This is a genomic window from Novosphingobium sp. (assembly GCF_037133355.1).
Taxonomy (GTDB): Bacteria; Pseudomonadota; Alphaproteobacteria; order Sphingomonadales; family Sphingomonadaceae; genus Novosphingobium.
In genome coordinates this window covers 46,591-65,417 of record NZ_JBAXOI010000009.1, presented here as the reverse complement: position 1 = coordinate 65,417, position 18,827 = coordinate 46,591, and the positions used below count along the sequence as shown (strand labels likewise).

16 protein-coding genes and 1 tRNA gene are annotated in these 18,827 nt (G+C 65.3%); 11 read left to right on the top strand and 6 right to left on the bottom strand.

Going from position 1 to position 18,827, the window contains the following annotated elements; all coding sequences use genetic code 11:
* Position 1 precedes the first annotated feature (1 nt).
* From WCL10_RS10830 to WCL10_RS10820, 3 genes are read right to left on the bottom strand one after another with little or no spacing between them, the layout of a single operon-like run.
* Positions 2–802 (bottom strand): SDR family oxidoreductase, encoded by an 801-nt coding sequence (locus WCL10_RS10830; protein WP_336895653.1) that lies wholly within the window; start codon positions 800–802, stop codon positions 2–4.
* A gap of 11 nt (positions 803–813) precedes the next feature.
* Positions 814–1,953 carry an acyl-CoA dehydrogenase family protein gene (locus tag WCL10_RS10825; protein WP_336895652.1) on the bottom strand — a complete coding sequence of 380 codons (1,140 nt, stop codon included), beginning with the start codon at positions 1,951–1,953 and terminating at the stop codon, positions 814–816.
* A gap of 4 nt (positions 1,954–1,957) precedes the next feature.
* A complete protein-coding gene (locus WCL10_RS10820) occupies positions 1,958–3,118 on the bottom strand; it encodes an acyl-CoA dehydrogenase family protein (protein ID WP_336895651.1) in 1,161 nt (386 codons plus the stop codon).
* 186 nt (positions 3,119–3,304) lie between these two features.
* Here WCL10_RS10820 and WCL10_RS10815 point away from each other — a divergent pair, with 186 nt between their 5' ends.
* The 9 genes from WCL10_RS10815 (at position 3,305) to WCL10_RS10775 (ending at position 12,502) form a co-directional block, all read left to right on the top strand.
* Positions 3,305–4,156 (top strand): SDR family NAD(P)-dependent oxidoreductase, encoded by an 852-nt coding sequence (locus WCL10_RS10815; protein ID WP_336895650.1) that lies wholly within the window; start codon positions 3,305–3,307, stop codon positions 4,154–4,156.
* Between the two features lie 109 nt (positions 4,157–4,265).
* Positions 4,266–5,555 carry an acyl-CoA dehydrogenase family protein gene (locus WCL10_RS10810; RefSeq protein WP_336895649.1) on the top strand — a complete coding sequence of 430 codons (1,290 nt, stop codon included), beginning with the start codon at positions 4,266–4,268 and terminating at the stop codon, positions 5,553–5,555.
* 123 nt (positions 5,556–5,678) lie between these two features.
* Positions 5,679–6,770, top strand: coding sequence for a Zn-dependent alcohol dehydrogenase (locus tag WCL10_RS10805; protein ID WP_336895648.1), 1,092 nt, complete (start codon positions 5,679–5,681; stop codon positions 6,768–6,770).
* 7 nt (positions 6,771–6,777) lie between these two features.
* A complete protein-coding gene (locus tag WCL10_RS10800) occupies positions 6,778–7,854 on the top strand; it encodes a phosphotransferase family protein (RefSeq protein ID WP_336895647.1) in 1,077 nt (358 codons plus the stop codon).
* Positions 7,855–7,951: 97 nt separating this feature from the next.
* Complete coding sequence (locus WCL10_RS10795; protein ID WP_336895646.1) at positions 7,952–9,250, top strand: MFS transporter; 1,299 nt, start codon at positions 7,952–7,954, stop codon at positions 9,248–9,250.
* A 469-nt stretch (positions 9,251–9,719) separates the two neighbouring features.
* The gene (gene aguB, locus WCL10_RS10790; protein ID WP_336895645.1) at positions 9,720–10,586 is read left to right on the top strand and encodes an N-carbamoylputrescine amidase; all 867 of its coding nucleotides are present in this window, start codon (positions 9,720–9,722) and stop codon (positions 10,584–10,586) included.
* Positions 10,570–11,088 carry a 2-amino-4-hydroxy-6-hydroxymethyldihydropteridine diphosphokinase gene (folK, locus tag WCL10_RS10785; protein WP_336895644.1) on the top strand — a complete coding sequence of 173 codons (519 nt, stop codon included), beginning with the start codon at positions 10,570–10,572 and terminating at the stop codon, positions 11,086–11,088. Before aguB ends, folK begins: the two co-directional genes overlap by 17 nt.
* Before the next feature lie 20 nt (positions 11,089–11,108).
* Positions 11,109–11,184, top strand: a tRNA-Lys gene (locus tag WCL10_RS10780).
* Positions 11,185–11,554: 370 nt separating this feature from the next.
* The gene (locus WCL10_RS10775; RefSeq protein WP_336895643.1) at positions 11,555–12,502 is read left to right on the top strand and encodes an alpha/beta fold hydrolase; all 948 of its coding nucleotides are present in this window, start codon (positions 11,555–11,557) and stop codon (positions 12,500–12,502) included.
* Between the two features lie 316 nt (positions 12,503–12,818).
* Here the strand turns inward: WCL10_RS10775 and WCL10_RS10770 are convergent, their stop codons facing one another.
* The gene (locus WCL10_RS10770; protein ID WP_336895642.1) at positions 12,819–14,153 is read right to left on the bottom strand and encodes an NAD(P)-binding domain-containing protein; all 1,335 of its coding nucleotides are present in this window, start codon (positions 14,151–14,153) and stop codon (positions 12,819–12,821) included.
* Between the two features lie 135 nt (positions 14,154–14,288).
* Here WCL10_RS10770 and WCL10_RS10765 point away from each other — a divergent pair, with 135 nt between their 5' ends.
* Positions 14,289–14,834 carry a pyridine nucleotide-disulfide oxidoreductase gene (locus tag WCL10_RS10765; protein WP_336895641.1) on the top strand — a complete coding sequence of 182 codons (546 nt, stop codon included), beginning with the start codon at positions 14,289–14,291 and terminating at the stop codon, positions 14,832–14,834.
* Positions 14,835–14,863: 29 nt separating this feature from the next.
* Positions 14,864–16,060 (top strand): cytochrome c3 family protein, encoded by a 1,197-nt coding sequence (locus tag WCL10_RS10760; RefSeq protein ID WP_336895640.1) that lies wholly within the window; start codon positions 14,864–14,866, stop codon positions 16,058–16,060.
* Positions 16,061–16,112: 52 nt separating this feature from the next.
* On the opposite strand, the gene WCL10_RS10755 is transcribed toward WCL10_RS10760, so the two are convergent.
* Together WCL10_RS10755 and WCL10_RS10750 are read right to left on the bottom strand one after the other, a co-directional pair.
* Positions 16,113–17,423, bottom strand: coding sequence for an acetyl-CoA hydrolase/transferase C-terminal domain-containing protein (locus WCL10_RS10755; protein ID WP_336895639.1), 1,311 nt, complete (start codon positions 17,421–17,423; stop codon positions 16,113–16,115).
* 1 nt (position 17,424) lies between these two features.
* Positions 17,425–18,807, bottom strand: a complete 1,383-nt coding sequence (locus WCL10_RS10750) for an amino acid permease (protein ID WP_336895638.1) — start codon at positions 18,805–18,807, stop codon at positions 17,425–17,427.
* Positions 18,808–18,827 lie beyond the last annotated feature (20 nt).

The window sequence follows — 18,827 nt, the reverse complement described above, 5'->3', positions numbered from 1 at the left end:
ATTACTCCCCGAGTGGGTTGATATGGTTTTCCGGAATATAGGCGTTCACGATGCCGCCATCGATCGGCAGCGGCGTGCCGATCACATAGTCGCCCGCGCGGCTCGCGAGGAAGATCGCGCCGCCGGCCATGTCTTCCAGATTGCCGATGCGCTTCAGCGGAATGCCCCGCGCCGAGGCTTCCGGATTGTTCGCCGCCGCCTTGTTCATTTCAGAGGCAAACGCGCCCGGGCAGATCGCGTTGACGATGATGTTGTCCTTCACCAGCTTCGCCGCCATGCGCCGCGTCAGGTGCACCAGCGCTGCTTTCGAAGCCTGATAGCTGTAGGTCTCCCAGGGGTTGACGCGCAGGCCGTCGATCGAGGCGATGTTGATCACCTTCGCAGCGTGGTCCGTCGCCCCAGCCTTCAGCAGCCCGTGAAGCTTCTGCGTCAGGAAGAAGGGCGTCTTGACGTTGAGGTTCATCACCTTGTCCCAGCCCATTTCCGGGAAATCATCGAACTCCGCACCCCAGGCCACGCCGGCATTGTTGACCAGAATGTCGATATGGCTCTCGCGCTGCGCCAGATCCTCGGCCAGCGCCTCGATCCCGGCGTATGTCGAGATGTCGCCCGGCAGCGCGATGCAGTTTGGCCCCAACTCCGCTGCCGTCGCTTCCACCACTGCCGCCTTGCGCGCCGTGATATAAACGCGCGCGCAGCCCGCGGCGATGAAGCCTTCGGCAATCATCCGCCCGATCCCGCGCGAGCCGCCCGTCACCACCGCAACGCGGCCTTCAAGGCTGAAAAGCTTGGCAAAATCCATCTGTCCGTTCCTCAATAACCGCTGAGCTGCGCAACGCGCTCGGCATGGTAGTTGGCATCGCCCATGAACTCGGTCAGCGCGCGCTCGCGCTTCATGTAGAGCCCGATGTCGTATTCGTCGGTCATGCCCACGCCGCCGTGCATCTGCACGCCTTCGCGCACTGCCAGGTTGCACACCCGCGCGGCCTTGGCCTTGGCCACCGAGACCATCAGCTCGGCCCGCTCGGACCCGCCATCGAGCAGCTGCTGCGCCTTGATCACCACTGCCTCGGCGATCTCGAGCTCGGAATAGAGGTGCGCCGCGCGGTGCTGCAGCGCCTGGAACTCGCCGATCAGCTTGCCGAACTGCTTGCGCGTCTTGAGATAGGTCGTGGTCATCGCGAAGGCCCCGCTGCCGACGCCGGTCTGCTCCGCCGCCGCGCCGATGCGCCCTGCGCTCAGCACCTTGTTGAGCAAGGCGCGCCCGCCATCGACTTCGCCGATCACGGTCGAGCCGTCGAGCTCCACCCCGTCGAACCGCACATGGCTCGCCATCGCGCTATCGACCAGCCGCACCGCATTGTGGCCGATGCCTGCCGCATCCTTGGGCACGGCAAAGAGTGTCACGCCATCCGCATCGCTGTCGCTGCCCGAGGTGCGCGCGGCCACGATGATCGCGTCAGCCGAAGTCCCGTGGATCACGAAGTCCTTGGCCCCCGTCAGGCGGAAGCCGTTGCCCGCACGCTCGGCGCGGCAGGCAATCTTGTCCGGCTTGTGCTTGGCGCCTTCATCGATGGCGACCGCGAGCACCGTCTCGCCCGCAACGATGCCCGGCAGCCAGCGCCCGCGCAGGTCGTCCGAAGCTTCGGACAGCGCCGTCACGCCCATCACCGAGGTCGTCAGGAACGGCGAGGGCGTGAGGTTCCGGCCAATCTCGGCCAGCACGATCCCCGCCTCGACATGCCCCATGGCCAGCCCGCCATCGGCTTCCGCCGCGAGCATGCCGGTCAGGCCCATTTCGGCGAACTGCTTCCACAGGCCGTGCCCGAAGCCGTCCTTGCAATTGATGTCGCGCCAGTGGCGCAGCTGCTTCTTGATCCCGCCTTCATCGGCCATGAAGCCGGTGACGCTATCGGCCAGCATGGCCTGATCTTCGGTGTAGTACAGCGGCATGGGATCAGGCCCCCGGCAATTCGAGAATGCGCTTGGCGACGACGTTGAGCATGACCTCGCTCGTGCCGCCCTCGATCGAATTGGCCTTGGTCCGCAGCCAACTCCGCGCCGGTGCCCCGCCGCGCGTTGCCTCGCTGTCCCATTCCAGCGCCGTGCTGCCGCCCGCCGCCATCAGCAGTTCATGCCGCCGCTTGTTGAGCTCGGTCCCGGCGTATTTCATCATGTTGGGCTGCGCCGGATGCGCCTTGCCCACCTTGATTTCGTCGAGGAACTTCTCGCCCATCGCCGCAAAGGCCAGCGCATCGATATCGAATGCGGCAAGTTCCGCCCGCAGCATCGGATCATCCAGACCATTGCGCGTCAACACCTTGCCGACCGTGCTTGTCTGCTCGCCGCCACCCGCGCCCGAGATCATCTCGCGCTCGTGGCCGAGCAGATACTTTGCCACGTCCCAGCCGCGATTGAGCTGGCCGACGATCTGCGTCTTGGGCACCTTCACGTTGTCGAAAAACGTCTCGCAGAAGGGCGATGATCCGCTGATCAGCTTGATCGGCTTGGTCGTCACGCCCGGCGTTGTCATGTCGAACAGCAGGAAGCTGATGCCCTGATAGGTGTTCGCCTTGTCGGTGCGCACCAGGCAGAAGATCCAGTCGGCCTTGTCGGCGTAGCTCGTCCAGATCTTCTGGCCGTTCACGACCCAGTGATCGCCCTTATCCTCACCATAAGTCTGGAGCGAAACAAGGTCAGACCCCGAACCCGGCTCCGAATAGCCTTGGCACCAACGGATTTCCCCGCGCGCCACTTGCCCCAGATAATGGACCTTCTGTTCCTCGGTGCCGAATTTCAGCAGCGCCGGCCCCAGCATCCAGATGCCGAAGCTCGAAAGCGGCGGCCGCGCCCCGGCGCGCGCCATTTCCTCGCGCCAGACCTTGGCCTCGGCCGGGTTCATCCCTGCGCCGCCATAGGCCACCGGCCAGTCCGGCACGGTATAACCCTTGGCCGCGCAGACCTCCATCCAGGCCTTCTGCGCCGCGTTCTTGAACACGAAATTGCGCCCGCCCCAGCAGATGTCATCCTCGCTCTGAACGGGGGTGCGCATCTCCGCCGGGCAGTTCGCTTCGATCCACGCGCGGATTTCCGCGCGGAAGGCTTCCAGCTCTGACATGGCTTTTGCTCCTCTCTTAATCGAGAGGTTAAGGCGAGTCGGAGCGCGCTGGCAAGCGCCGATTTTGCCAAGGTTTTCCGCCAATCGCGCAGCCCTTGCATGCCGTAGCGTCAAGCCGATGAGCATTGACGAAGGGCCGCATCAGCCTAAGCTCCCGCCAAAATCATAAAACACGGAGAGGTTCCCATGCGATTCCACAACAAGACCGTTGTCGTCACCGGCGCGGCATCGGGCATCGGCCGCGCCACCGCGCTGCAGTTCGCGGCAGAGGGTGCCAAGGTCTACGCCGCCGACATCGACGAGGCAGGCCTTGCCGCAACCGCTGCCGAATCCAACGGCGAAGTCCACACTGTGCGCTGCGACGTTACCAAGTGCGAGGACATCAAGGCCCTGATGGACCGCGCCGCCGCCGAAACCGGCGGGATCGATGCCGTGTTCAACAACGCGGGCGCGGGCGGCGACATGGCCAAGATCGATGAAATCGAGCCCGCCGGCTGGGACCGCACGATGGACCTCCTGCTGCGCTCGGTCGCTTTCGGCATCCGCTATGCCGTGCCCCACATGATCGGCCGCAAGGGCGCCGCCATCGTCAACACCTCCTCGGTCGCCGCCGTCGGCCCCGGCTATTCGCCCAACGCCTATGCCGTGGCGAAAGCTGGCGTACTTCACCTCACCAAGACGAGCGCCGCCGATCTTGCCCGCCACCAGATCCGCGTCAACGCGGTCCAGCCCGGCTTCATCAACACCAACATCTTCACCACCTCATTGGATGTGCCCGCTGAACTCGAAGCACAGGCCAAGGGCGCCATCGCGATGATGAGCCAGGCCGCCCAGCCCGTCGCGCGCGGCGGCCAGCCGACAGACATTGCCGAGGCGGTGTTGTTCCTGTGCAGCGAGGCCGCCGGCTTCGTGAACGGCACCTCGCTCATCGTCGATGGCGGCCTTACCATCGGCCCGCGCCATTCGTGGGACCCCGAAATGCCTGACATGTTCGAAGCGCTGCGCCAGATGAAGGCGGCCGCGAAGGCGGCAGGCTGAAAAAACAGAGCGCGATCAATCTCCACGCTTGATCTGGCGCGAGGTTTAACCGACAGATTAAATCAACATCACAAGTGGTGCCACACGCCCGCACCGCAGGAGAGCAAACATGGATTTCGAACCCACCGAACGGCAGGTCTACTGGCGCGACCGCGTCCGCGATTTCATCGAGACCAACGTCCGCCCGCGTCACAAGGATTACAAGGCCGAGCAGGCCACCGGCGGCCGCTGGAAGGTGCTGCAGGTTGTCGAGGAAGAGAAGGCCCGGGCCAAGGCCGCCGGCATCTGGAACCTGTTCATGCCTCCGCGCAACGGCGGCCACCACCACGTCGATGAAACGTTCGAGTTCGAAGGCCCCGGCCTCACCAATCTCGAATACGCGCTCTGCGCCGAGGAAATGGGCCGCATCGGCTGGGCCAGCGAAGTGTTCAATTGTTCCGCGCCCGATACCGGCAACATGGAAGTGTTCCACCGCTACGGCACGGCTGAACAGAAGGAGCAGTGGCTGCGCCCGCTGATGAACGGTGAAATCCGCTCCGCCTTCCTGATGACCGAGCCGCTCGTCGCTTCTTCGGACGCCACCAACATCGAAACCCGCATGGTGCGCGAGGGCGACGAATACGTCATCAACGGCCGCAAGTGGTGGTCCTCAGGGTTAGGCGATCCGCGCTGCAAGATCGCCATCGTCATGGGCAAGACCGACACCTCGGCCAAGCGCCACGCGCAGCAGTCGCAGGTGCTCGTCCCCATGGACTCGCCCGGCGTCAATATCCTGCGCCACCTCCCCGTGTTCGGCTATGACGATGCGCCGCACGGCCACATGGAAGTGCTGCTCGAAAACGTCCGCGTCCCCGTCTCCAACGTCGTGCTCGGCGAAGGCCGCGGGTTCGAAATCGCACAAGGGCGCCTCGGGCCGGGCCGCATCCACCATTGCATGCGCACCATCGGCGTCGCCGAGGAAGCGCTGGGGAAGATGGCCCGCCGCCTCCAGTCGCGCGTCGCTTTCGGCAAGCGGATTTCCGAGCAGTCGGTGTGGGAAGAGCGCATCGCACGCGCCCGCATCGATATCGAGATGACCCGCCTGCTCTGCCTGAAAGCCGCAGACATGATGGACAAGGTCGGCAACAAGGCCGCCGCGCTCGAAATCGCGATGATCAAGGTGCAGGCGCCCAACATGGCGCTGCGCATCATCGACGATGCGATCCAGGCCCACGGCGGCGGCGGTGTCTCGGAGGACTTCGGCCTTGCCGAAGCCTATGCCCACCAGCGCACGCTGCGCCTCGCGGACGGTCCGGACGAAGTCCACGCCCGCGCCGTCGCCCGCATCGAGTATGCCCGCCACACCGATCTGCCGAGCGGCCCGGGCTTCACCTCGGGCGACATGGCCATCTCGCGCTGACCTAAATCCCCCCTCCCGCTTGCGGGAGGGGCCGGGGGTGGGCTGCTGCCAAGCGCACCCCCTCAAGTACCCACCCCTAACCCCTCCCGCAAGCGGGAGGGGAACTCCTCAAGGTAGCCCCCCATGAAAGCCGCCATCCTCGAAGCCGCCGGCACCCCGCTCGTCATCGACCAGCTCACCGTCGCCAAGCCTGGTCCGCACGAAGTCCTGATCCGCACCGCCGCCTGCGGCCTGTGCCATTCGGACCTGCACTTCATCGATGGCGCCTACCCGCACCCGATGCCCTGCGTCGCCGGGCACGAGGCCGCTGGCATCGTCGAGGAAGTCGGCAGCGAAGTCCGCACGGTCAAGAAGGGTGACGCCGTCGTCACCTGCCTTTCGGCCTTCTGTGGTCACTGCGAATTCTGCGTCACGGGGCGCATGTCGCTCTGCCTCGGCGGCGATACCCGCCGCCGCCCCGGTGAGGCGCCGCGCCTCACGCGTTCAAGCGACGGCAGCGTCGTCAACCAGATGCTCAATCTTTCGGCCTTCGCCGAAATGATGCTGATCCACGAACACGCCTGCGTCGCGATCGACCCAGAAATGCCGCTCGACCGCGCCGCCGTCATCGGCTGCGCCGTCACCACCGGCGCGGGCACGATCTTCAACGCGTGCAAGGTCACGCCCGGCGAAACCGTCGCGGTGATCGGCTGCGGCGGTGTCGGCCTCGCCACGATCAACGCCGCCAAGATTGCCGGCGCGGGCCGCATCATCGCCGCTGACCCGATGCCCGAAAAGCGCGAACTCGCGATCAAGCTCGGCGCGACCGACGTCATCGATGCACTCGATCCCGATGCCGCCAAGCAGATCCTGGAAATGACCAAGGGCGGCGTCCACCACGCCATCGAAGCCGTCGGCCGCCCCGCCTCGGGCGATCTCGCGGTTGCCTCGCTGCGCCGCGGCGGCACCGCCACGATCCTCGGCATGATGCCGCTCGCCCACAAGGTCGGCCTCTCGGCCATCGACCTGCTTTCGGGCAAGAAGCTGCAGGGCGCGATCATGGGCGGCAACCACTTCCCGGTCGATCTCCCCCGCCTCGTCGATTTCTACATGCGCGGTCTGCTCGATCTCGACAGCATCATTGCCGAGCGCATCCCGCTCGAAAGCATCAACGAAGGCTTCGAGAAGATGAAAGCGGGCCACTCCGCCCGCTCGGTCATCGTCTTCGATTCGTGAGGACGGCATGACCGACGCCCCCATCGACGCACAGGCCGCCTTCACCGGCACCGTCGCCCCCGAAGGCGCGGACAAGCTCGACGAGGCCAAGCTCTCCGCCTGGTTCGAGGCCAATGTCGCGGGCTTTCAAAGCCCGCTGACAGTATCGAAGTTCAAGGGCGGCCAGTCGAACCCCACCTACAAGATCGACGCGCCCTCCGGCCCTTACGTGCTGCGCCGCAAGCCCTTCGGCAAGCTCCTCCCCAGCGCCCACGCGGTGGACCGGGAATACAAGGTGCAGGCCGCGCTTGCCCCCACCGGTTTCCCCGTCGCCCCGCAATATGGCCTATGCACCGATGACGAGGTCGCCGGCAGCTGGTTCTACGTCATGGGCTGCGTCGATGGCCGCACCATCTGGGACGGCGCCATGCCCGGCGCTACGCCCGAGGACCGCCGCGCCACCTACTTCGCCATGGTCGATACGCTGGCACAGCTCCACGCGGTGGACGTAGATGCCGTCGGCCTCGGCGAATTCGGCAAGCCCGGCAACTACTTCGGCCGTCAGGTCGACCGCTGGACCAAGCAGTACCGCCTCTCCGAGACCGAGCACATGGAGACAATGGAGCGCCTGATCGAATGGCTCCCGCGCACCCTGCCGGAACAGACCCGCGTTAGCGTCGTCCACGGCGACTACCGCATCGACAACATGATCTTCGCCCACGGCGCACCCAAGCCCCTTGCGGTGCTAGACTGGGAACTCTCCACCCTCGGCGATCCCCTGGCCGATTTCACCTACTTCGCCATGGCCTGGTCCACCGAAAACGGCGGCCGCAGCGGCGTCATGGACCTCGACCGCAAGGCTCTCGGCATCCCTGAACTCGATGAAGTGATCGCCCGCTACTGCGAGAAGACCCAGCGCGACGGCATCGCCGGCATGGAGTGGTACCTCGCCTACAACTACTTCCGCCTCGCCGGCATCATCCAGGGCATCAAGAAGCGCTACCTCGACGGCACCGCCAGCAGCGCCCACGCCAAGACGATGTCCGACCGCGTGGGGCCGCTGGCGGATATGGCCTGGGAGTATGCGGTGAAGGCGGGGGCGTGAAGGTCCTCCCCATTTTTGCGAAGCACAAATGGGGAGGTGGCAGCCCGAAGGGCTGACGGAGGGGTAATACCGGGCACAAGTCCGTGAAAGGAAGAGGATGAAAGAACCGGCAGTGCCCGCCTCAAAACCCCAATCGCTGCGCCTAGTCCTCGCGGTCCTGCTCGTCGTCTACATATTCAATTTCCTCGATCGCCAGATCGTCAACATCCTCGCCGAACCGATCCGCCGCGATCTTGGCCTCAGCGACACCCAGATCGGCCTGATGACCGGCATCGCGTTTGCCGCGTTCTACACCTGCCTCGGCATTCCCATCGCGCGCTATGCGGATCGGCCGACGACCAACCGCGTCGGGCTGATTGCCGGCGCGCTGGTCATCTGGTCCGGGATGACGGCGCTGTGCGGGCAGGCGCAGAGCTTTGTCCAGTTGCTCCTCGCCCGCATCGGGGTCGGCGTGGGCGAGGCGGGGTGCACGCCCGCCGCTCATTCGCTGATTGCCGATCTGGCGCCGCCCGAAAAGCGCGCGTCCGCGATGGCCTTCTATGCGCTGGGCATACCGGTCGGCACGCTGCTCGGCATGCTGATCGGCGGGCTGCTGGCCGATGCTTATGGCTGGCGGACGGCGTTTCTGGTGGTTGGCTTGCCCGGCATCGTTCTGGCAGGCGCGGTCGTCCTCTTGCTGCGCGATCCGCGCCGCGCGGGCGAGGCCCTGCGCGCCGCAAGCGCCGCCGCGCCGCGCCAGGCCCTCTCGAACCGCGAGGCGCTGGCGGAAATCCTGACCTCGCGGGCCTACGTGTTGCTGCTCGCCGCGGGATCCTCGGCGGCCTTCCTCAGCTATGGCAAGGCGACATGGACGACGATCTTCTTCCAGCGCACGCACGGCCTCACGGCAGGCGAGACCGGGTTCTGGTTCGGCCTCTGGGGCGGCCTCGCCGCGATTGCCGGCACGCTGGCGGGCGGCTGGCTCGCCGACCGTTTCGGCAAGATCAACCGGCGCCACGTGATGACCGCACCTGCGGTCGGTTTTGCCCTGGCGGCGCCCTTGTCCATCGCGGCCTATTTCATGACCGACTGGCGCTGGGCTCTGGCGCTCCTGATGATCCCGACAATGCTCAATTCGCTCTACTACGGCCCCTGCTTTTCCAGCGCGCAGGGCCTCGTCAAGCCCGAGGCGCGGGCGATGGCGAGCGCGGTCCTGCTGTTCAGCCAGAACCTGATCGGGCTGGGCCTGGGGCCCTTGTTCTTCGGAATGCTGTCCGACTGGATCAAGCCGGTCGCGGCCGGCGAGAGCGTGCGCTGGGTGCTCTACGGCGCCGCACTGATCGGATTCGTGCCCGCCTACTTCTTCTGGCGCACGTCCCTGCGGCTGAATGACGAGCTCGACCAGAAGGGTGCGTGAGAGCGCCGCGTGTCAGCACCGAGGCGTCGACCGTATCGATGTTGGTGCCGCCCGCCGTCACGCCGCTGCGGCGCTGCACGCTGGCACGGCTGAAAACGCCAGCGTAGGTCTGCGCCTGCGCTGATTAAAATGCCAAAATGAAGGAAATATTTGAATTAAAGTATAAATTTATCTGACCTATTAAGCAATATTTTCTCTCATTCTAGCGCCATTAAAATATAAATTTTGCGATAATATCGATTTTTAAATTGATATATACGCGGCAATAGGTGGATAATCTCGGCATAGTTACCGAAGATGAGTGGCTCTGACCGGTAAGCGCGGATTGTCCTCTCGGGCGGGATGGATAATTTTTCATCGCATTGAACGCACTGTTCACCGTCCCCGGCACCCTCTGCTGCTGTCCGGAAGCACCCGCTGCGCCACGATGGCTTTGACAATCCCGCGCCGAGTCCCCAAGTGCCGGAGCATGACCCAGCTCACCGTTGCCGCCCTGCAATTGGCGCTGCACGCGCCCGATGCGCAGACCAATATCGCCGCCGTCAGCGCGCTTGTCGAAGAGGCCGCGCGTGCGGGGGCGCAAGTCGTGCTGCCGCCCGAGCTGTTCGCCGGCCCCTATTTCTGCACGGTCGAGGACGAGGCCCAGTTCGCGCTGGCACACCCGCTTGGCGAGGATCCCTCGGTCAAGGCGATGCAGGCGCTGGCCCGCGGCCTAAAGATCGCCATCCCCACCAGCTTCTTCGAACGCGACGGGCATCACTACTACAACACGCTGGCGATGATCGGCCCCGATGGCGCAATCTTGGGCACCTACCGCAAGAGCCATATCCCCGACGGCCCGGGCTATGAGGAGAAGTACTATTTCCGGCCCGGCAACACCGGCTTCAGGGTTTGGGATGTCTTCGGCACCCGAATCGGCGTCGGCGTATGCTGGGATCAGTGGTACCCGGAATGCGCACGCGCCATGGCGCTGATGGGTGCCGAGGTGCTGTTTTATCCCACCGCGATTGGCAGCGAGCCCTATGATCCCACCCTCGATACCAGCCGCGTCTGGCGCCGCGCGATGGTGGGCCACGCGGTATCAAACTGCGTGCCGGTGATCGCGGCCAACCGGATCGGCAGCGAAAGTGTTCAGGGCACACCACCCCAGCGCTTCTACGGGCACAGCTTCATCGCCGACCAGTGGGGCGATTTCCTCGCCGCATACGGTGCGGACGAAACCGGCGTCCTCGTCGCCACGCTCGATCTCGCCCAGACTGCGCGCCAGCGCGCCGGCATGGGCTTCTTCCGCGATCGCCGCCCCCAGCTTTACACCCGCCTTGCCGAGGATATCTGATCCGGCCGGCCCATGGCGCTACCTGATCGCCCTGGGCTCAAACCAGCGCCACCCGCGCCATGGCCCGCCGCCCAAGGTATTGCGCGCCGCACTGGCCGCTATGGCCGCTGCAGGGCTGGCCCTTGAGGCCGCCTCGCCCATCATCACCAGCGCCCCGGTCGGCCCCTCCCGCCGCCGCTACGCCAATGGCGCCGCACGCATCGCGAGCCCGCTTGATCCGCCAGCGCTCCTCGCGCTGCTCCAGCGCATCGAGACCGCATTCGGCCGGGTGCGCCGCGGCCAGCGCTGGGGCGCACGCACGCTCGATCTCGATGTTATCCTGTGGAGCGGCGGCCCCTGGTGCAGCAAGACGCTCACTGTGCCTCACCCCTGCTTCCGCCAACGCGCCTTCGTCCTCTGCCCCGCCGCCACAGTTGCCCCGTACTGGCGCGATCCCGGCACCGCCTGCACCATCCGCCACCTCCACGCCCGCTTGACCCGGCCCCGCCCCATCCGTAGGTGAGCCGCATTCCGATTGCGTGTGGGCCCTTAGCTCAGTCGGTAGAGCAACTGACTTTTAATCAGTAGGTCGCTGGTTCGAACCCAGCAGGGCTCACCATTTTTTATAATTATATCATATATTTATGTAACCGGAAATGCAGGACGGCGTTCGTTCAATTCTCGCTAGGTAGCTTTCCAGGTAGCTTTTTGCTCAGGAAGTTTTCGATTACCCGTCGCCATCTGGCAGGGGCCACTGCGCTGCCGGATAGTTTGGCACTCTAGCTTTTCATGGATATCGCGGCCTTGCAGTGGAGTCTGACAGCCGGCCGAGAAGAACCTTCATGCACCAAACGCCAGCTGAAAAATTCGCCCAGAGCGTTGCGTCGACCGGTTGCACCCACCCCGCAAAGAGTCGCGATCTGAAATTGCCGAAATGATATAGGCATGAGATGAAGCTTGGCCTCGGCACTTGGAAGGATGGCGGATCAATGGCGAGGTTTCTCAAGACCATTATGGGTAGCGGCGCCGCTGTATTGGCCGCAACCGCAGGGCTGGCTGCGTTCACGGCATGGAACCGCAAGCGTGCCGAACAACTGGTACCGCCCGATGGGCAATTCGCCGATGTGAAGGGTGGCCGGCTGCACTACCTCGCCATTGGTGAAGGAGCGCCGATCGTTCTGGTACACGGTCTTGGCGGTCAGCTGCGCAACTTCACGTATGCCTTGAGTGAGCTTCTGTCGCCGCACCATCGGCTTATCCTGGTCGACCGGCCGGGATCGGGATATTCGACCTACCAAGGTGACGGCAATTGCGGTCTTGCAACGCAGGCGGCGATGATTGTCGAGCTCATGGACCAGCTTGGGCTGGACCGGCCAGTGGTGGTGGGCCATTCGCTCGGCGGAGCTGTTGCCTTGTCGATGGCGCTCGGCCACCCCGGCAAGATTGGCGGCCTTGCTCTGCTCGCACCGCTCACCCAGCCCATCGAGGCCGTCCCGCAAGTGTTCAAGGCGCTTGACCTGAGTTCGCCAATTGCCCGCACAGCACTGGCATGGACGCTGGCGGCACCAGCAGGGCGCCTTGGATCAGATGCGGCGAATGCCCAGGTTTTCGGCCCCGAACCCTTCCCTGTCGATTTCGAAACGCGGGGCGGCGCGGCACTGACCCTTCGTCCCGAAGCGTTCGTGGCGGCTTGCGGCGATGTCGAGGCGGCGCGGAGCGAGATGGCGGGCATTGCCGCACGATATGGCGAGCTTTCCCTTCCAGTCGGGATCATGTTCGCGAGAGGCGATCTCCTGCTGGATCCTTCAGTCCATGGCCAGCCGACCGTTGCCGCGATCAAGGGCGCTGAGCTCAAGATGATCGAAGGCGGGCATATGTTTCCGCTTATGCAACCTCAGGTCACTGCCGACTGGATCATGGAACGCGCCAAGACCTGACCTTGCGTCTTCCCGGAAATCGCCTGGTAGGGCCGACGGGAATTGGCACCTTTTGAATGAGCGGACCAATTGGATGGCCACCCGAAGCGCCGCGTAAGTCGGCTCCTCTGGCGGGTCTTGCCGCGCATATGCTGCCCATAAAGGTGGGAGCAGCCGAGCGGCGCCATACGATCGCATTTGGCGGCGCCAATGTCGCAATCTGACAAAAGCAGTCATTCGGGTTGCACGTAGGCATCGAGGCCTCATCGACAATGAGGCCCGAGCCCTTGAGGCGCTCCGGCACGGGGGCCTGTGCCGGGCATGGCGGGCTGACCTGCTAAATGGCCTGCCCCAGCGGAACGCCATGATGCGTCTCAACCGCAATGCCAAGCTGCGCCAGCCATTCATGGGGCATGGTTCCGCCGAGACAGGCAATAACTGCGTCGTTCGCGAGTGCCACCGGGCCATCGGGACCGACGATCTCGACCCGGTCCGGGCGAATCGCGGAGGGCCTTGCCGCTCGGTAGAGGGTGATCCTCCCGGCCGTGCTCAGCGCTTCGGCAGCTTCGCGGTTCTCCCGCAGCGCACTGCCAAATTCGCTGCCGCGGTGGACAAGCGTGACGGTCGTGCCGGGCACCTCCGCCAGGGTAGCAGCGGCCTCCAGCGCGGAATCGCCGCCGCCGATTACCATGACCCTTTGCCCGGCATATTGGCCCGGGTCGCTGAGCCGGTAGACGACCTTGGGCAGGTCTTCGCCAGGTACGCCCAGACGCCGGGGCGTGCCGCCGCGCCCAATGGCGAGGAGGACGCGGCGCGCGCGGTAGTGTCCCTTGTCCGACACCACCAGGAACCCGCCGCCCTCAGGTTCGACACTGCGCACATGCTCCTCGAAGCGGGGCGCGATCGCCGTCCGGCGCAGGACATCCTGCCAGAACAGGAGCAGTTCTTCCTTGGAAACCGAACCCAGTTGCACTTCGCCGATGAGGGGCAGCTGCGCGGGCGCTGTCATGACCAGCTTGCCGCGCGGGTAGTGGGCAACCGAACCTCCCATTGTCGCCTGATCGATCGCCTCGAAGCTGAGGCCATGCGCCTTTGCCCCAAGGCTCGCCGCAATGCCGGCGGGGCCGCAGCCCACGATCACAAGATCCAGCAGATTCGCATCCGCCCGCGCGCCTTCGCGGCGCAGCGCGGCGGCGATGTGGTCGATGGTCTCGCGCCCCTGGGTGATGGCGTTGCGAATCAGGCCCAGTCCGCCAAGTTCGCCGGCTATGTGGATGCCGGGAATGCTGGTCTCGCCGCCCGGGCCCAGCACCGGCACCTCGATCCCGCGCGTGGCCGTGCCGAACACCAGACTGATAGCCGCTGCCGGGCAGGCATCAAGGCATACCCCGTGCCCGACACAGGCCCAGGGTTCGATCAGCATCGCGGTCCGTCCGACGAGGCCAAGAACATCGCTTTCGGGGCAGGCCCGCACGCAGGCACCGCAGCCGATGCAGCGCGCCGGATCGATGCGGGGATGGAGGCCCGGAGGCTCGGCCAGGCCCGAAGCGCGGTTGTGTGCGAGCATGTCGCGATTGCGGGCGGTGCGCATTGTATGGTGGATCGCCCAGCCCACGACTGCCAAGGCCAGCGGCACCGCGTAGATCGGCAGGAGTGCGGCTGTGGAGATCATCCCGAGGCTTACCGGATCGGCCTTCCTGCCAAGTGCGTTTGATCTTCAGGAGATGACACTTATGATCGAAACTCCAGCGAATTGTGGTGACGCTGGAATTGTCAGGCACCCGGCCGTTTTCGCAAAGTGAGGTTGATGGACGCCAGTGCGAAAACCAGTGGCGATGATCCGCTGCGCATTGCCGCTGGCGCCCTGCGCCCGCCGCTGGCCGATCTCGCGGTGGCGGCCGCAGCGCTCGCGGTATTGCGCTGGGGATGGCTGCACAGGGCCGATCCCGCGCTCGATCCGCAGGCATGGCCGGGCTATCTCATGGGTCTCGGCGGCGCACTGGCGATGCTCATGGTGCTGGGCTTCTCGCTGCGCAAACGTGCGCGGACCGGACGAGTGCCGGTGTCGCGCTGGTACAACGCGCATATCCTGCTGGGTCTGAGCGGTGCAGTCGCCGTGGTGATCCACGCGCGGTTTGCATGGGGTTCGATCAACAGCAGCTTTGCACTGGCGGCAACCCTGCTGGTGGTCGCAAGCGGGCTCGTTGCGCGCTATCTGCTGGGACCGGCACGGCGCAGCGGCAACCGCTGGCTCCTCGCGCCGGCCGAGGCGTGGCACTACCTGCACGTGCCGCCATCGCTGGTGCTGGTGCCGGCGGTGATTGTGCACGTCTATATGGCGCACGCCTACTGATGCGGTGGCTGCGGCGCCTTGCCTTGCTAATGGCGCTGGCCTTGCTGGGCAGCGCAGGCACCGTGCATGCGGAAACGGTGATCGAGCGGCTGGTGAGCCCAGGGCCCCTGTCACGCGGGCATGCCCGGCTCGAAGCCCGTTGCACGGCCTGCCACCAGTCCTTCAAGCGCGCCGCGCAGCCCGTGCAGTGCCTTGCCTGCCACAAGGGCATTGCACGCGACCGGGCCAGCCGATCACGGTTTCATGGCCTCACGCCCAAGGCTCGGACGGCGGCATGCCGCGAATGCCATGCCGAGCACCGGGGGCTTGCGCATCGCCTTGCGCCACCGCTCGATATCAAGACCTTCAACCACCAGACCCAGTCCGCCTATCGCCTGACCGGCGGACATGTGCGCACCAAATGCGCAGCGTGCCATCCGGGCTTGGTGCGGTTTCGCGAAACACCGCAGGCATGCGCGGCGTGCCATGCACGGCAGGATATCCATAAGGGGCGCCTCGGGCCGCAGTGCCAATCGTGCCACACAACCAACCGCTGGCGCGAACTGCTGCCGTTCGATCACGATCGCACACGCTATCCATTGACGGGTGCGCATCGCACGACGCCGTGCCTCGGCTGCCATGTGAAGGAGCAGTGGCACGGCGTTTCGACCGCCTGCGCGGCGTGCCACCTCAAACAGGATGTTCACCGCGGCGCGGACGGAACCCGCTGCGCAGACTGCCACATCACCACCAACTGGCGCGCCATTGCATTCAACCATGAACGCGTGGTCTCATTTCCGCTGCGCGGGGCCCACCGCAGCGTGGCTTGCACAGGCTGCCACGACCGCACCACCCGGCCAAGCGCGGCGCCGGTGCCATGCGTAGGCTGTCACGTGAAGGACGATGTCCACCGGGGTGCGGACGGGCCCAAATGCGAAAGCTGCCACAGCCAGTCCACCTGGAAGGTCGCGAAGTTCGATCATGCCAGGACCGGCTTCCCGCTGCTCGGCCTGCACGCGCGCGTCACCTGCGTTGGCTGTCACCCGAAGTCGGTCAACACGGTGAAAGTCGGCAACCGCTGCATCGACTGCCACAAGAAAGACGACGTGCACCAAGGTACCTTCGGCACGGTATGCCAGCAGTGCCACAACCCGGCCGGTTTCCGGATTCCCGGTGTCCCGCGCATGCAAACGACATGGCGAAGCCGGATGGCGCGCGATTTCCCGCGGTCTGGGGTGAAAGACTGAGCTGCTGGATCGCGCGGACGTACTTGCCAGCCCGACTTGGAGCGGACAAGCCTCAGAAATACGCGCGGGGAATCAGCCCGTTGGCGTAAGCGTCGCGCTCCAGCTCCTCGCGGAAATCCGGGTGCGCGATGGAGATCATCGCGTTGGCCCGTTCGGGCACGGCAAGGCCCTTCAGACACACCATCCCGTACTCGGTCGCGACATGCATCACATCGGTGCGCGGCACGGTCACGATCGTGCCGGGCGCGAGGCCCGCCACGACCCGGCTCTTGCGCACCCCGTGCTTCTCGTAAGTCGAGGGCATGCACAGGAAACCGCGCCCGCCTTGCGATTCGTAGGCCGCGCGCACGAAGCCGAGCTGGCCGCCGGTTCCGCTGAAATGCCGATAGCCGTCGGCTTCCGATGCCGCCTGCCCCTGCAAGTCCATCTGCCCGGTGCTGTTGACCGAAAAGACATTGTCGTTGCGCGCTACCGAGCTTGGCAGGTTGGTATAATCCACCTGCCGCGCCTCGAAGGCCGGATTGCGGTCCAGCGCGGCGTAGATGTCCGCCGTGCCGATGGCGAAGGCATAGACCGCCTTGCCCACGTCGATCTGTTTGCGCGCGCCCGTTGCGGCGCCCGATTTCACCAGTTCGACCAGGCCCTCGACCATCATCTCGGTGTGGACGCCAAGGTCCCTGACGCCGGCCTCGGCAATGGCGCGCCCCACCGCATTGGGCAGCCCTCCGATCCCCAGTTGCAGGCAGTCCCCGTCGCGGATTTCCGCTGCCACCAGCCGCGCGATGGCCAGATCCACCTCGCTCGATACCGCGCCCGGCAGTTCGGCGGCGGGAAGCGCGGGTAGATCGATCACGAAGTCCACCTCGCTTTCATGCACCGCGTTATCGGGCCCAAAGCAATAAGGCAGCGCCGGATTGACCTCGACGATCACCACATCCGCCTTCTCCACCAGCGAACGCAGATAGGAGGCAGAGATCGAGAAGTTGTAATTGCCGTCCACGTCCTTCGGGCAGACCTGGAACACCGCGATATCCACCCGCTCCACAAACCGGCGATAGAGATCGGGCCACTCGCCGAGGTTCAGCGGGATATAAGCGCAGCGACCCGCATCGAACTGGCGCCGGTCGTAGCCGCTGAAATGCCAGCTCGCGCTCAGCATATGGGTGCCTGCCGGATCGGCTTCCTGAAACGCGCGCGGCCGGGTCGTCAGGCAGTTGCGCACTTTCACGCCGGACAGTTCATGCACCCGGCTGGCAAGCGCCTTGTCGAAGGCCTCGGCCTGCGTCGCGCCAAAGCCGTAGTCCAGCCACATGCCGGACTTTACCAGCGCGGCCGCGTCCTCCGCCGTAATCAGCTGCGGCATCTCAGGCGCGCTTTCCCGTCCGCAGCAGCCAGAACGCCGCCGCAAACAGCCCCGCCACCAGCAGGCTCATCCACAGCTGCGAGGCAAGATCTGGCTGCAGCCCCATGAACACCAGAACGCTGAGCATCGCTGCCAGCGCAACCAGCGTGCCGAAAGGATGGAACCACATCTTCAGGGTCAGCCGCTCCGGCGCCTCGCGCTCAGCCCGCGTCCGCTCGCGCAGCTGCGCAATCCCGACCAGCATGTAGAGCAGGATCATCGTCACGCCGGACGAGTTGACGAGGAAGCTGAACACGGCGCCCGGCGAAAGCCACTGCGCCGCCAACGCGCCGTAGGCAAACAGGCTCGCGGCAATGATCGCCCGCGCCGGCACCCCTCGTGCGTTCACGTGCACCAGCCAGTCCGGCGCATCGCCAAAGCGCGCAAGGCCGAACAGCGCACGGCTCGTCACGTAGAGGCCGCTGTTGAGGCATGAAAGCACCGCAACCAGCACCACCGCGCTCATGATCGTCTCGCCGCCGGGAATGTGCATCGCCGCCAGCGTCGTGGCGAAGGGCGAATGGCCGGGCACGATCTGCGTCCATGGCACCACCGCGACGATGAGGCCGATGGCAAGCACGTAGAAGATCACGATGCGCAGCGCGACCGAAACGGTCATCCGCGCGATCACTTTGGCCGGATCGGGCGATTCCGCCGCGGCAATCGTCGCGATCTCCGCACCGCAAAGCGAGAAGATGGTCGATGCGACACCCGCCAGCACCGGCCCCCAGCCATGCGGCGCAAAGCCGCCGTGTGCGGTAAGGTTCCCGATGGAAAAGCCCTGCGGCGCGGTGATCCCGAACACCCAGAGCCCGCAGATCAGGCTGAACACGATGATCGCGGCCACCTTGATCGAGGAGAACCAGAACTCGAACTCGCCGTAGCTGCGCGTCGAGAGGAGGTTCACCCCTGTCATCAGCGCCGTCAGCCCCCCGCCGATCGCCCATTCCGGCACGCCCGGCAGCCAGCCATGAATGATCTTGGCCCCGGCAATCGCTTCAACCGCCACCACCACGACCCAGAAATACCAATAAAGCCAGCCCGAAAGGAAGCCCGCCAGATGCCCGAGGCCGGCGCGCGCAAAGTCCGGAAACGTCCGCACGCCTTCCAGCACGATCGCCATTTCCGCGATCATGCGCATCACGAGCAGGATGAGAATACCCGCGATGAGGTAGGAAATCACCGCCGCGGGCCCGGTCAGCGAAATCGTGGTCGAGGAGCCGACGAACAGTCCCGCTCCGATGATCCCGCCGATCGCGATCATCGAAACGTGGCGCGGCAAGAGCGTGCGGCTCAGCTCCACGCCGCCTGCCTGACCTGCCTCTGCGATCCCTACTGCGCCCACGCCAATCCCCTTGGTTGAAG